The sequence below is a fragment of the Litoreibacter ascidiaceicola genome (assembly GCF_900129235.1).
Classification (GTDB): domain Bacteria; phylum Pseudomonadota; class Alphaproteobacteria; order Rhodobacterales; family Rhodobacteraceae; genus Litoreibacter; species Litoreibacter ascidiaceicola.
The window spans coordinates 18,985-32,552 of the sequence record NZ_FQUV01000001.1; the positions used below are offsets into that span (position 1 = coordinate 18,985).

A 13,568-nucleotide genomic window follows, 5' to 3' on the forward strand; every position below is an offset into this window, starting at 1 on the left:
GATGAAACCGATACTGATACCCCTCGCTTCATGTGCCGCACTTCTCGGCACCCCCGTGCTGGCGGACACCTGCACCTTCACCACCGAATGTTTCGAGGCGGAGGCCTGCGCTGACAGCGCCTTTAGCGTTGCGATAGAGCAAAAAGACGGCGCAACCTTGTTGGTGAGCGACGCCGAAAGCTTCCCCGTCAGCGTTGGCGGCAGTGACGCCGTTCGCATCTATGTCGGCGTGACCGAAAGCGCCTTTCACCTGATGAGCCGCGCGACAGATGGCACCGCACGCTACTCCACACATCTCTATGACGGGCCGTTGATGGTGAACTATCTCGGCAACTGCGAAGGGGCAGACTGATGGACTTTCTGAACGCCATTGTGGCCTTTGCCAATTTCGTACTGGTGCCCGGTACCGCTTACGGCGCGCAGCTAGCGCTCGGTGCGCTTGGGGTAACCTTGATCTACGGCATCCTGCGCTTTTCCAATTTCGCCCATGGGGACACCATGGCGATCGGTACCATGTTCGTCATTCTGATCACATGGGGCTTCCAAAGCGTCGGGATCAGCTTCGGCCCACTTCCGACGGCATTGCTCGCCCTGCCCTTCGGCATCGTGCTGACGGGTCTGGTTCTGGTGGGCACCGACAAGGTGGTCTACCAATTCTACCGGCAACGAAAGGTTAAACCCGTTGTTCTGGTGATGGTCTCGCTGGGCGTCATGTTCATCATGAACGGCCTGACGCGTTTCATCATCGGCCCCGACGACCAACGCTTTGCCGATGGTGAGCGGTTCATTATTTCGGCCCGGAACTTCAAAGTAATGACAGGCCTGGACGAAGGCCTGGCGATCAAGACGACCCAAGGGATCACTGTCGTCACCGCTGTGATCGTCGTGGCAATCCTGTTCTGGTTCCTCAACAAAACCCGCACCGGCAAGTCCATGCGCGCCTATTCCGACAACGAGGATCTGGCGCTGCTGTCGGGCATCAACCCCGAACGCGTCGTCCTTTACACATGGTTAATCGTCGCCGCTTTGGCGACCGTTGCAGGCACGCTTTACGGGCTCGACAAGTCTTTCAAGCCGTTCACCTATTTCCAGCTGCTGCTGCCAATTTTCGCCGCGGCCATCGTCGGAGGTTTGGGCAATCCCTTGGGCGCCATCGCGGGCGGCTTCGTCATCGCGTTCTCCGAGGTGACCGTCACCTACGCGTTTAAAAAGGTCGCCACCTATGTGATGCCCGAAGCGCTGGCCCCCGATGGGCTGCTTCAATTGATGAGCACGGATTACAAGTTCGCCGTGTCCTTCTCGATCCTGATTATTGTGTTGCTGTTCAAACCGACCGGCCTGCTGAAAGGACAATCCGTATGACCCGTCGCGATGCACTGCTTTTCGTTTTCGTAGGGTTCCTGATCATCGGCACGGGGTTCACCCAGTCGTGGAATTCGGCGCTGCTGATCCTGAATATGGGGCTGATCTCGGCCATTATGGCCTTGGGGGTTAACCTGCAATGGGGTCTGGCTGGCCTGTTCAACGTGGGCGTCATGGGTTTCGTCGCCCTTGGCGGCCTTGCCACCGTCATCACCGCAATGCCCGCCAACGCCGAAGAATGGAGCGTCGGTGGCGTCCGCGTTCTGGCCGGCCTGCTGCTGGGTGCTGGTACGGTCATCGCGGCGATCATGGTTCACCAAAAGCTGCCCGCCGGACGGCCCCGCACGCTGACTATGCTGGCCACCCTCATCGGGGGCTTTTTCCTGTTCCGCTTCGTCTTCGATGGTGGTGTCGAGGCCGTAGAGGCCGTGAACCCCGCAGCGACAGGCTATCTCGGCGGGCTGGGCTTGCCGATCCTGGTTGCCTGGCCTGTGGGGGGCTTGCTGGCCGCGGGTGCGGCCTGGATCATCGGCAAAACCGCCCTCGGCTTGCGCTCCGATTATCTGGCGATTGCAACCCTCGGCATCGCTGAAATCATCATCGCGGTCATGAAAAACGAGGACTGGTTGTCCCGCGGCGTCAAAAACGTCGTGGGCCTGCCCCGTCCGACCGGCGTGCCTTACGAAATTGACCTACAAGAGGATGCGGGCTTTGTAGAAACAGCAGCCGGTCTGGGCCTCGACCCTGCAACCGCGTCAACGCTCTATGTGAAGCTTGTCTATGCGGCACTGTTCGCGATCGTTTTGATCATCCTGCTCTTTCTCGCCCAGAAGGCCCTCAGCTCGCCTTGGGGCCGGATGATGCGCGCCATTCGCGACAACGAAGTCGCCGCCGAGGCCATGGGCAAGGACGTGACCGCGCGCCACCTGCAGGTGTTCATCCTCGGATCCGCCATATGCGGTATCGCAGGGGCGATGATGACGACGCTGGACGGCCAACTCACCCCGACCGGATATCAGCCATTGCGTTACACATTCCTGATCTGGGTCATGGTGATTGTCGGCGGCTCCGGCAACAATTTCGGCTCGGTGCTGGGCGGATTCCTGATCTGGTTCTTATGGGTTCAGGTCGAACCTATGGGCCTTGCCCTGATGCAACTGATCACGGCGGGCATGTCCGACGGCTTCTGGCTGAAACAACATCTTATCGACAGCGCCGCACATATGCGCCTGCTCACGATGGGCGTGGTGCTTCTTCTGGTGCTCCGGTTCAGCCCGCGCGGCTTGATCCCCGAAAGATGATACCGGTCTTCACGCGGCATTAAGGTTAACGCGCCCCCGATTCAATCAGGGGCGCGTGTTTCCATTTGGTTAAAAATACTCAAAAACCCGACTGGCAAACATATGCTATGCCCGCAATTTTTTCCCGTCCGGATCAAACGGAGGCACTGCCAGAACCACGCCGCGATGCGGGCGTCCAAGGATCATAACATCAACCTCCGCCCCGGCCCCCACGCCCTTCAAAAACCCGAGTGCCAAAGACTTGCCAACTGAGTAGCCGTAGGTCCCCGAGCTGACCCGCCCGACCGGCGTTCCATCCGGCAGAAACACCGGCTCACCGCCCGTCGCGTCAGCCTCTTCCACCTCCAACACTTCGATGATGCTCAATTTCTCGCGCGGCGCATTGTCCTTGAGCGCCGCATATGCGGCTTTGTTCAAAAACTCTTTGTCCATCTTGATCAACCCGTCCAAGCCAACTTCCTGCGGCCAGTATTCCGGACTGTATTCACGCGACCAGCTGCCATAGCCCTTTTCAACTCGCAGCGACATCAGCGCGCGCGATCCGACAGGTCCGGCCCCGAAGGCGCGGCCCGTCTCGATCAACGCATCATATAACCGCTGCTGGTCTTCGCTCTTGCAATGCAACTCCCATCCCAAATCGCCCGTGAACGACACTCGCAGCGCAATCAAATCCACCCCTGCAAGGGTGATCGTCTGGGACCGCATGAAAGGGAAATCTTCCGTCGCCAGTGATGCGTTGGTCAAGCGCTCTAACATCGCACGGCTTTCCGGCCCCGCAACGTTGAAGCCGCACATAGCCTCGGTCTGGCTCTCGAAACTAACCGTATCAGGACGCTCAACCATATTGAAGAAGCGCAGGTGATACCGCTCCGCCATGCCGGAACCGATGATCAAAAAGTCCTCGTCGTCCAGTTTGGTCACGGTGAAATCGCCCGCGATCCCGCCCCGCACACCGATCAGCGGCGTCAGGCAGGAGCGCCCCACGGCTTTGGGCATATTATTGGCAAAAATCGCGTTCAACCAGTCCGACGCCCCCTGCCCTGTGACGCTGTATTTCGCAAAGTTGGAGATATCGATAATCCCCGCCTTGTCCCGCAACATCCGGCACTCTGCGCCGACAGGCTCGAACCAGTTCTGGCGCGTGAACCCGTTGGTGTCCTTAGTGCCGGGCGTGTCAGCAAACCACAAAGGATGCTCCCAGCCGTAATTCAGCCCGAACACCGCGCCCATGGCTTTCTGCGTCTCGTAGATCGGACGCACCCGTGCGGGACGCCCGGCCGAGCGTTCCTCGTTCGGGAAGTGGATCGAAAAGCGGTTGGCATATTGTTCGCCAACTTTCGCCTTGGTAAATTTCTTGTCCGCCCAAGCCCCGAAACGCGCCATATCCCACGGGAACATGTCCAGATGCGGCTCGCCTGTAACAATCCATTCCGCTGTCAAAGATCCGAGCCCGCCCGATTGCGAGAACCCCGGAATGATGCCGTTGCAGCAGAAATAGCCTTTCAACTCCGGCACCGGACCGAACAATGCATTCGCGTCCGGCGACCAGATCATCGGGCCGTTGATCACCCGTTTGATCCCTGCGGTGCCAACAACCGGTACGCGGTCGATGGCGCGCATCATATTGTCCTCGATCCGCTCCAGATCGTCGGCGAACAACTCGTGGCCGAAGCCCTGCGGTGTGCCGTCCTCGGCCCAGAACCGGACGTCTTTTTCATAGGCCCCCACCAACAGGCCCTGCCCTTCTTGGCGCAAATAGTATTCCCCGTCGCGATCCGCGACCGAGGGCAAGCGACGGTCCAGTGCGGCGATCTCCGGAATGGTCTCGGTCACGAAATACTGATGCTCCGTCGGCTGCAACGGCAACGCGATGCCTGCCATCGCGGCAACTTCGCGCCCCCAAAGACCTGCCGCGTTAACCACAACGGGCGTCACAATATCGCCTTTGGGCGTTTTCACGACCCATGTGCCATCAGACTGCTGGTCCGTCGCCGTCACAGGCGTGAAGCGGTAAATCTCCGCTCCGTTTTGCCGCGCGCCGGATGCATAGGCATTGGTCACGCCAGATGGGTCCACGTTGCCACCGGACGGCTCATACATGATGCAACGGATGCCGTCGTAATTGACCAGAGGATGCAATCGCTCCGCTTCAGCGCGGTCCACCTCGTAAAAGTTCAACCCGTAATATTCGGCCTTCGCGGCCTGCAAACGCAGCTGGTGTTCACGCGCTTCGGTTTGTGCCAGATACAGAGACCCCGGTTGGAACACCCCGCAGGATTGGCCCGTCTCGGCCTCCAATGCGTTATACAAATCCATCGTATAATTCTGGATACGGGTAATGTTGTTGTTGTCATGCAGCCCGTGAATATTTGCCGCCGCATGCCAAGTGGAGCCGGAGGTCAACTCGTCCCGCTCCAGTAGCACAACATCGGTCCAGCCCAGCTTCGTCAGGTGGTACAAAATCGAGCAGCCGATAACGCCGCCCCCGATAACAACAGCCTGCGCGTGGGTCTTCATGGGTCCAAATCCTTATCCGGTTCCCGCAAGAGTGGCCGTTCGGGTCCGGCTGGTCATCCCTCCAAGACGACAAAACTTTCCCCACTGCGACAAATCACACTTAAGCGTAGCGCTATTCGTCGCCCTCAACCTCTTGCAGAACCACACGCGCGGTGGAGCGGCGCAGACGCTCGACATCCGGCTCGAACTGCAGTGATGCTTTCGCACGCCGAAACTCGAGACAGGCCGCAATCCGCGCAGCCTTCGCCATTTCGGGGCAATCATGTTCCATCAAACGCGACAGGGCCGATTGCAGCCGTTGCTGCACCTCAATGAGCTTCGAGCCGTCCCGCGCAAGCGCGCCAAACCCGTCCTCGACCAAATCCTTAGGATCGAGGGGGCGCACCCACAGGCGGTCATGTTCGGGCGGCTCTTTCGATTTCGTTTCGTCCTGATACAGCGATAAAACCCGCGCGACGCGGGTGATGACATCAATAGCCGTTCCCGGATCATTGATCCCCGGCGACAGGGCCTTGGACGCGATTTCCCCCAAGACCATCAAACCGAACCGGGGGTCTTGATCGTAGGTTCGGACATCGCCGATCTGGATATGCGAGCGGACGATGTCGACCAGATCGCCCTCATCGGAGTTGTCCGCGTCGCCCTTGGGAACGCAATATGCGATCGCCTCGCCCTTCATCACGAAGCTGCCAACAGCGGCGCAAATGTAGATATCCACCCCGCACGCCCGCGCCGCCTGATCCAGCGATTCCTCGTAATATTGTTGGATATAGCCAGTCTCTGACGCCCGAACAGTTTCGGCTCCGTCCGGCACCTGAACATCCGCCGTCCATGGGTTCGCCCCAAGGCAGGGTTTGGACAGACGTGCTTCGAACTGCTCACAGGTGATCGCTTCGATTTGGCGCGTTGTATCCATCAAACTGCCGAATGTTTGCAGGTGCAAAACCCAGCGGATCAACGAGACGACGACATAGGCCAGCACCAACACCGTGGTCGCAAACAGCACCGCCGCCCGCTCGTCAGCAAAAACGCCAAGCTCGCGCATAATGATCCCGATCAACGCATACACATAGGCGCCGATAAAGGCTGCCAGCGTGTTTTGGGTGGTCGGGTCTTGAATGATCAACCGGTGCAAACGCGGGGTGAACTGCGTCGACGAGCTGCGATAGACCGTCACCATCACAGTGAGCGAAAACGTCGTGACCACCAGCATCGCGTTGGCGATGATGCTCAGTAAACGGTCCGCCGCTTTGCCCGAAACATATCCGTTAAGCTCGCTTGGCAGGAAATGACCGATTGTCTGCGCTAACCCCAAAGCCACAATCGCAAAGCAGCCCATGACCACGACCCGCACCCAAAGCTCGCGCCACAGCTCCCCTGCAAACCGCAGCAACGTCTTTGGCCACGCCGTAAAATTGCTGATAACTGACTTTAGTTGTTCCATATCGGAGCCTCGGCCTTAATCGACATTCCGCGTCGCTTTCATGCAATTCGGCGGGTCGTTATTTCTTACAGTAGTTCAAAACGAATAGTGAGGAACTTCCATGCAAACTACCACCCGTGTCTGTGTCATTGGCGGCGGTGTCGTCGGATGTTCCGTCTTGTATCACCTCACGAAGCTTGGCTGGTCCGATGTCATGCTTGTAGAACGCTCCGAGCTGACCTCCGGTTCCACATGGCACGCAGCGGGCGGGTTCCACACGCTGAACGGCGACACCAATATGGCGGCGCTGCAAGGCTACACGATCAAGCTCTACCGCGAGTTGGAAGAAATCACCGGCATGTCCTGCGGGCTGCATCACGTCGGTGGCGTGACGCTGGCCGACAACAAAGACCGCTTCGACATGCTCGTGGCCGAGCGCGCCAAGCACCGCTATATGGGGCTGGAGACGGAAATCGTGTCGCCAGAGGAGATCGCCAAGATCGCACCGATCACCAATCTGGATGGCATCGTCGGCGGGTTGTATGACCCGCTTGATGGCCATCTCGACCCCTCCGGCACGACCCATGCCTACGCCAAGGCGGCCCGCATGGGCGGCGCGACCATCGAAACACATGTGAAAGTAGAGGCCACGACGCAGCGCCCTGACGGCACATGGGATGTGGTGACCAACAAAGGCACCATCCACGCCGAGCATGTCGTGAATGCAGGCGGTCTGTGGGCGCGTGAAGTCGGGGCCATGGCGGGCGTCTACCTACCGCTTCATCCGATGGAGCACCAGTATCTGGTGACCGAGGAAACCCCGGAAATCTACGAGCGCGATACCGAGCACCCGCATGTCATGGACCCCGCAGGTGAGTCCTATCTGCGCCAAGAAGGCCGCGGGTTGTGCATCGGTTTCTACGAACAACCTTGCCGACCATGGGCCATCGACGGCACGCCATGGGACTTCGGTCACGAGTTGCTGCCCGATGATTTCGACAAGATCGAAGACAGCATCACCTTCGCCTTCAAGCGCTTTCCGGTTCTGGAACGCGCAGGTGTCAAAACCGTCGTCCACGGCCCTTTCACCTTCGCACCCGACGGCAATCCACTGGTCGGCCCCGTGCCGGGCCTGCGTAACTATTGGTCCGCCTGCGGTGTCATGGCCGGCTTTTCGCAAGGCGGCGGTGTCGGCCTGATGCTGGCCCAGTGGATGATCGAGGGCGAGACCGAGCGCGACACGTTCGCCATGGATGTCTCCCGCTTCGGCAACTGGATCACACCGGGCTACACGCGGCCCAAGGTGATTGAAAACTACCAGCGCCGCTTCTCGGTCAGCTACCCGAACGAGGAGCTTCCCGCCGCACGCCCCCACCGCACGACGCCGATGTACGACATTTTCACGGAAATGGGCGCTGTCTGGGGCCAGCAATTCGGGCTGGAGGTCGCCAACTACTTCGCCCAAGGCGACGAGCCGACATTCGAAACCCCAAGCTTCCGCCGCTCCGACGCCTTTGACGCCACCGCGCGCGAGGTCAAAGCCGTGCGCAGCAAGGCAGGCATCAACGAGGTGCAAAACTTCGGCAAATTCCGCGTCACCGGCGAGGGTGCGCGCGCATGGCTGAACCGTATCATGGCGGGCCGCATCCCGACCCAAGGTCGCTTGTCACTCACCCCGATGCTATCCCATAAGGGCCGTCTGATCGGAGATTTCACCGTCTCCTGCGCGTCAGAAACCGAGTTCTACCTCACGGCCTCTTATGGCTCGCAATCTTACCACATGCGGTGGTTTGAGCAGAATGCGCTGGACGATGTGAGGGTCGAAAACATCTCCGACACACTCACCGGTTTCCAGATCGCAGGCCCCCTGTCACGCGACATCCTGCAAGCCTGCACCCGCGATGATGTCGCCTCCATGCGCTTCATGGATGTGCGCGAGATGACCGTGGGACAAGTCGCCTGCCGCGTGCAACGCGTCAGCTACACCGGCGATCTGGGCTTCGAGATTTACTGCAACCCCATGGATCAGCGCCAGCTTTGGCAAACGCTCTGGTCTGAAGGCCGACCCAAAGGCCTGACCCCGTTCGGCATGCGCGCAATGATGTCGCTCAGGCTCGATAAGTTCTTCGGCTCATGGTTGTCGGAATTTTCCCCCGATTACACTGCGGCCGAAACCGGTATGGACCGTTTTATCAGCTTCAAGAAAAACACCAACTTCATCGGTCGCAAAGCGGCCGAGGCCGAGCGCGCAACTCCACCAGACCGCCAACTCTGTGCCTTCGAAATTGACGCGGATGATGCCGATGTCATGGCCTACGAGCCGGTCTTTATTGACGGCACGGTGCAAGGCTTCTGCACATCAGGTGGCTATGCGCACCATTCGGCCAAATCCATCGCACTCGCGCTCATTCCACGCGATCAGGCAAAAGACGGCTTAAAGGTCGAGATCGAGATCTTAGGATCCCTACGCGCTGCAACGCTTATCTCAACGCCTCCATTCGACGCTGACGGCTCTCGCATGCGCGGCTAGGGTTTCATCTTGGCAGAAATATTCCCGCCGGAGGCATCCCCGGCGGGCTTCAAAGAAAACCCCTTTTCGGGGTCAATCCAACTCTTCAACGATCATCAGGTCCCGCTCTGCGGCACCTTCTGCAAACTTTAAGGCTGCCTGATAAGCCTCTGAATAATAACATTCATGTGCGCGCTGCAACGACGGAAACCGTGCCACGACATTCCGTGCGCGGTCGTTGCCTTCCAGTTGTTCATACGCCCCGTTGCGCGCCAGAAACACACCCTGATGATCGGCAATAGCCGCCGTGGCGCCCGCCGCGTATTTGGCATAGCGCTCCGCGTCGGTGACCTTCACATGGGCGATCCATAAAGCTGTTGGCATTCTATCCTCCAATGACGGCCTTGGCCGCGCTGATTGCTGCGTCTGAATTCTCGGCGCTCGCGCCGCCGCCTTGTGCCATGGCTGGACGGCCACCGCCACCTTTGCCACCCAACTCGGCCACTGCCGCGCGCACCAGATCGACCGCCGATAAGTCTGCGGTCAAATCATCCGTAACGCCAGCCGCCACTGCCGCTTTGCCGTCTGCATCCGCGATTAACAGCACCGCGCCAGACCCCATCCGCGCCTTGTGCTCGTCGATCAGCGCGGGAAGGTCCTTGCCAGATACGCCCGATAGCACTTGCGCAAAGAATGCCGTCCCACCGATATCTTCATCCGCCACCTGAGCCGCACCGCCGCTCATGGCCAATTCGCGACGCAAAGCTGCAACCTCGTTTGACAAGGCCTTGCGTTCCTCCAGCAGCGCTTTGACACGGGCAGGCACGTCTTCCGCCGACGCCTTCAGTGTCAAAGCCGTTTGCGCCAAACGCGCATCCTGGGCGCTCAGATAGTCAAACGCCGCCTGCCCTGTCAAAGCTTCGATCCGGCGCACGCCCGCGCTGGACGCAGTATCGCCCAAGCTCACAAACATCCCGATGTCACCGGTCTGTTTCACATGCGTTCCGCCACACAGCTCGATCGAATAGGTCTGCCCGTCAGCGCCTTTACCCGTTGCATCGCGCCCCATGGAGACCACCCGCACCTCGTCACCATATTTCTCGCCAAACAGCGCTTGGGCCCCAATCTCACGCGCGTCATCCGGTGTCATAATCCGCGTCTCAACCGTGCTGTTCTGACGGATGAAGCGGTTCACATCCGCCTCGACCTGACGCAGTTCGTCCAAGGACAAGGCCTTGTTGTGGCTGAAATCAAACCGCAAACGGTCATCTGCATTCAATGACCCGCGCTGCGCCACATGATCCCCCAAGGCTTCGCGTAGGGCTTCGTGCAGCAGGTGCGTGGCCGAGTGGTTTGCACGGATCGAACTCCGGCGCGCGTGGTCCACAACCAGTTCCGTTCCCGCGCCGACGCGCAGCACGCCGTCCGTCACATCAGTAAAGTGAATAAACACACCCGCCGCCTTGCGCGTGTCAGTCACGGTCCCTGAGCCAGTATCCGTCTTGACTGTTCCGCTATCGCCAACCTGACCGCCGCTCTCGGCGTAAAACGGTGACTGGTTGAAGACCAGCTGCACCGTTTCGCCTGCGGTCGCAGCCTCCACCAGCGCGCCGTCCTTCAGAATGGCCAGCAGCTGCCCTTCCGCCTTCTCGGTGTCATATCCCAGAAAATCGGTCGTCCCGTGCTTGTCCGCAACATCAAACCAGACGGTGCTATCGGCAGCCTCGCCCGTCCCGGCCCAAGATGCGCGGGCCTTGGCTTTCTGTTCAGCCATAGCCGCGTCGAAGCCGTCCGTGTCGACGCTCCGTCCTTTTTCGCGCAAGGCATCCTGAGTCAGATCCAGCGGAAACCCGTAGGTGTCATAGAGTTTGAACGCGGCCTGCCCCGGCAACTCGGCACCCTCGGCCAACCCGTCCAACTCGTCGTCCAGCAAGCGCAATCCGCGCTCCAGCGTCTGCTTGAAACGCGTTTCTTCTGCGCGCAGAGTCTCTTCAATCAATGCCTGCGCCTGACCCAGTTCCGGATACGCTGCCCCCATCTGACCCACCAGTGACGGAACAAGCTGATACATCACAGGGTCTTTCGCCCCCAACAAATGCGCATGTCGCATCGCGCGACGCATGATCCGGCGCAGCACATACCCGCGCCCGTCATTGGACGGCATCACGCCATCCGCAATCAGGAACGAGGTCGAGCGCAAATGGTCTGCAATCACCCGATGATGCACATTAAGATCGCCAAACGGATCAGTGGAGGTGGCATTGGCCGACGCCTCGATCAGCGCTATGAACAGATCGGTATCGTAATTGTCATGGCTTCCTTGAAGCAGCGCGGCAATCCGTTCCAGACCCATTCCGGTATCAATGCTTTGCATATCAAGCGCACGCATGGAGCCGTCCTCGAACTGCTCGTTCTGCATGAAAACGATGTTCCATATCTCAATAAAGCGGTCGCCATCTTCCTCTGGGCTGCCGGGCGGGCCGCCCCAAATATGGTCGCCATGATCATAGAAAATCTCGGTGCAAGGACCACAAGGGCCAGTCGGGCCCATTTGCCAGAAATTGTCGGAGGTGGCGATACGGATGATCCGGTCCTCCGGCACGCCCATTTTCTTCCAGATGTCGTAGGCCTCGTCATCGGTATGGTAAACAGTGACCGTCAGGCGGTCCTTGTCGATGCCAAAATCCTTGGTGATCAATTCCCAAGCGAACGCAATTGCCTCGTCTTTGAAATAATCACCGAAGCTGAAATTCCCCAGCATTTCGAAAAACGTGTGGTGCCGCGCGGTATAGCCGACATTGTCCAGATCGTTGTGCTTGCCACCTGCGCGTACGCATTTCTGTGCTGTCGTCGCCCGTTTGTAATCCCGCGTCTCAACCCCGGTGAACAGGTTCTTGAACTGAACCATTCCCGAATTCGCAAACATCAATGTCGGATCATTGCGTGGCACCAACGGGCTGGAAGGTTGCACCGAATGGCCCTGCTTTTCAAAGTAGCGCAGGAAGGTCGAGCGGATATCGTTCAGGCTGGGCATAAGGATCACTTTGCATTGTTTGCACCAGCAAATATCCCCCCACGTCGTGCAGGTAAAGCCATCCCCTGCGAAATGCCGCTGTGAAACGAAAAAGGACGGCCCGAAAGCCGTCCTTTAGAATTTCCCGACATCACAGGGCGTAACCCTGCTGCCGTGTTATCCTTCGATCAGACCGTCCGTATCATCATCGGACAAGGTGTCTTTTTCGATCGCAGCTTCTTTTTCAATTTCAGGCATGTCGAATTCTAGCCCGTGCGCTGCGCGGATTTTGTCTTCAATCTCCAACGCGATGCGATTGTTTTCCTTCAGGAAAGTTTTCGCGTTTTCACGGCCTTGCCCGATCCGGTCATCCCCATAGCTGAACCAGGACCCCGACTTTTCGACCACGCCAGCTTTGACACCCAGATCAAGCAACTCGCCCATCTTGGAGATGCCTTCGCCATACATGATGTCGAATTCAACCTGCTTGAACGGCGGGGCCACCTTGTTTTTCACCACTTTCACGCGGGTCTGGTTGCCGACAACTTCGTCACGATCTTTCAAGGCGCCGATACGGCGGATGTCGAGGCGGACCGAAGAATAGAATTTCAAGGCGTTACCGCCAGTCGTCGTTTCAGGGCTGCCAAACATAACCCCGATTTTCATCCGGATCTGGTTGATAAAGATCACCATACAATTGGAGCGCGAGATCGAGCTTGTCAGCTTCCGCATGGCTTGGCTCATCAGGCGTGCATGCACCCCGACGGAACTGTCGCCCATATCGCCTTCAAGTTCCGATTTCGGCGTTAACGCCGCAACGGAATCGACAACAACCATGCTGACGGCCCCTGAACGCACCAATGTGTCAACGATTTCCAGCGCCTGCTCGCCCGTGTCAGGCTGCGAGATCAGCAATTCGTCCAGATCAACACCAAGCTTGCGTGCGTATTGCGGATCCAACGCGTGCTCGGCATCGACGAACGCGCAAACACCACCTTTTTTCTGCGCTTCTGCGACACAATGCAGAGTAAGCGTTGTCTTGCCCGACGACTCGGGGCCGTAAATCTCAATCACCCGCCCTTTGGGCAGACCGCCAATACCAAGCGCGATATCCAGGCCCAGCGACCCCGTCGAGATTGACTCCATTTGCTGAATGGCATTTTCGCCGCCCAGCTTCATGATGGAACCTTTGCCGAACTGTCGTTCGATCTGCGCCAGCGCCGAATCCAGCGCTTTTTGTTTATTGCTCTGATCTTTAGGGTTCATTTTGAGGAGTTCTGCTGTTGCCATGGTTTCGTCCCTTATTTCACACCGCCCTATATGCGGCAATGACTGCTTATGTTCGCCTCTTGTTCTCGGATGTATGAGCACAAAAAGAGAACACTTCAAGTAAAATCTTTAGCTATCTTTTCCGGAGCAGGGTTAAGGAGTAGTTTAAAACTC

9 protein-coding genes are annotated in these 13,568 nt (G+C 58.5%); 4 read left to right on the forward strand and 5 right to left on the reverse strand.

The genetic code is table 11. The features are described 5' to 3' along the window. Nucleotide 1 precedes the first annotated feature (1 nt). Genes BUB72_RS00085 through BUB72_RS00095 form a run of 3 tightly spaced genes read left to right on the forward strand, consistent with a single transcriptional unit; the run spans nucleotide 2 to nucleotide 2,663 of the window. Nucleotides 2-352 (forward strand): hypothetical protein, encoded by a 351-nt coding sequence (locus tag BUB72_RS00085; protein ID WP_073138556.1) that lies wholly within the window; start codon nucleotides 2-4, stop codon nucleotides 350-352. Beyond that, nucleotides 352-1,362: a branched-chain amino acid ABC transporter permease gene (locus tag BUB72_RS00090; protein ID WP_073138559.1), complete on the forward strand. Its 1,011-nt coding sequence runs from the start codon at nucleotides 352-354 to the stop codon at nucleotides 1,360-1,362. The genes BUB72_RS00085 and BUB72_RS00090 overlap by 1 nt, the downstream gene beginning before the upstream one ends. Continuing rightward, nucleotides 1,359-2,663 (forward strand): branched-chain amino acid ABC transporter permease, encoded by a 1,305-nt coding sequence (locus BUB72_RS00095; protein ID WP_073138562.1) that lies wholly within the window; start codon nucleotides 1,359-1,361, stop codon nucleotides 2,661-2,663. The genes BUB72_RS00090 and BUB72_RS00095 overlap by 4 nt, the downstream gene beginning before the upstream one ends. 105 nt (nucleotides 2,664-2,768) lie before the next feature. On the opposite strand, the gene BUB72_RS00100 is transcribed toward BUB72_RS00095, so the two are convergent. Both BUB72_RS00100 and BUB72_RS00105 read right to left on the reverse strand, forming a co-directional pair. Further along, entirely contained in the window at nucleotides 2,769-5,180 is a 2,412-nt protein-coding gene (locus BUB72_RS00100) for a GcvT family protein (protein ID WP_073138565.1), read from the reverse strand. A gap of 112 nt (nucleotides 5,181-5,292) precedes the next feature. After that, entirely contained in the window at nucleotides 5,293-6,624 is a 1,332-nt protein-coding gene (locus BUB72_RS00105) for a DUF2254 domain-containing protein (protein ID WP_073138568.1), read from the reverse strand. A gap of 100 nt (nucleotides 6,625-6,724) precedes the next feature. Between BUB72_RS00105 and BUB72_RS00110 the strand changes: the two genes are divergently transcribed. Then, nucleotides 6,725-9,133 carry a GcvT family protein gene (locus BUB72_RS00110; RefSeq protein WP_073138570.1) on the forward strand — a complete coding sequence of 803 codons (2,409 nt, stop codon included), beginning with the start codon at nucleotides 6,725-6,727 and terminating at the stop codon, nucleotides 9,131-9,133. A gap of 72 nt (nucleotides 9,134-9,205) precedes the next feature. Here BUB72_RS00110 and BUB72_RS00115 read toward each other — a convergent pair whose 3' ends face one another. The 3 genes from BUB72_RS00115 to recA all read right to left on the reverse strand — a co-directional run bounded on the left by BUB72_RS00115 (nucleotide 9,206) and on the right by recA (nucleotide 13,415). Then, complete coding sequence (locus BUB72_RS00115; RefSeq protein WP_073138574.1) at nucleotides 9,206-9,496, reverse strand: DUF1330 domain-containing protein; 291 nt, start codon at nucleotides 9,494-9,496, stop codon at nucleotides 9,206-9,208. Between the two features lies 1 nt (nucleotide 9,497). Further along, nucleotides 9,498-12,146: an alanine--tRNA ligase gene (gene alaS / locus BUB72_RS00120; protein WP_073138577.1), complete on the reverse strand. Its 2,649-nt coding sequence runs from the start codon at nucleotides 12,144-12,146 to the stop codon at nucleotides 9,498-9,500. A 156-nt stretch (nucleotides 12,147-12,302) separates the two neighbouring features. Then, nucleotides 12,303-13,415, reverse strand: coding sequence for a recombinase RecA (gene recA, locus BUB72_RS00125; protein ID WP_073138579.1), 1,113 nt, complete (start codon nucleotides 13,413-13,415; stop codon nucleotides 12,303-12,305). Nucleotides 13,416-13,568: the final 153 nt, after the last annotated feature.

What these genes read in the sequence shown, in the direction of transcription:
- BUB72_RS00090 (WP_073138559.1), top strand. Translation starts at nt 352, where the DNA reads ATGGACTTTCTGAACGCCATTGTGGCCTTTGCCAATTTCGTACTGGTG.
- BUB72_RS00100 (WP_073138565.1), bottom strand. Translation starts at nt 5,180, where the DNA reads ATGAAGACCCACGCGCAGGCTGTTGTTATCGGGGGCGGCGTTATCGGC.
- BUB72_RS00115 (WP_073138574.1), bottom strand. Translation starts at nt 9,496, where the DNA reads ATGCCAACAGCTTTATGGATCGCCCATGTGAAGGTCACCGACGCGGAG.
- BUB72_RS00095 (WP_073138562.1), top strand. Translation starts at nt 1,359, where the DNA reads ATGACCCGTCGCGATGCACTGCTTTTCGTTTTCGTAGGGTTCCTGATC.
- BUB72_RS00110 (WP_073138570.1), top strand. Translation starts at nt 6,725, where the DNA reads ATGCAAACTACCACCCGTGTCTGTGTCATTGGCGGCGGTGTCGTCGGA.
- alaS (WP_073138577.1), bottom strand. Translation starts at nt 12,146, where the DNA reads ATGCCCAGCCTGAACGATATCCGCTCGACCTTCCTGCGCTACTTTGAA.
- BUB72_RS00085 (WP_073138556.1), top strand. Translation starts at nt 2, where the DNA reads ATGAAACCGATACTGATACCCCTCGCTTCATGTGCCGCACTTCTCGGC.
- recA (WP_073138579.1), bottom strand. Translation starts at nt 13,415, where the DNA reads ATGGCAACAGCAGAACTCCTCAAAATGAACCCTAAAGATCAGAGCAAT.
- BUB72_RS00105 (WP_073138568.1), bottom strand. Translation starts at nt 6,624, where the DNA reads ATGGAACAACTAAAGTCAGTTATCAGCAATTTTACGGCGTGGCCAAAG.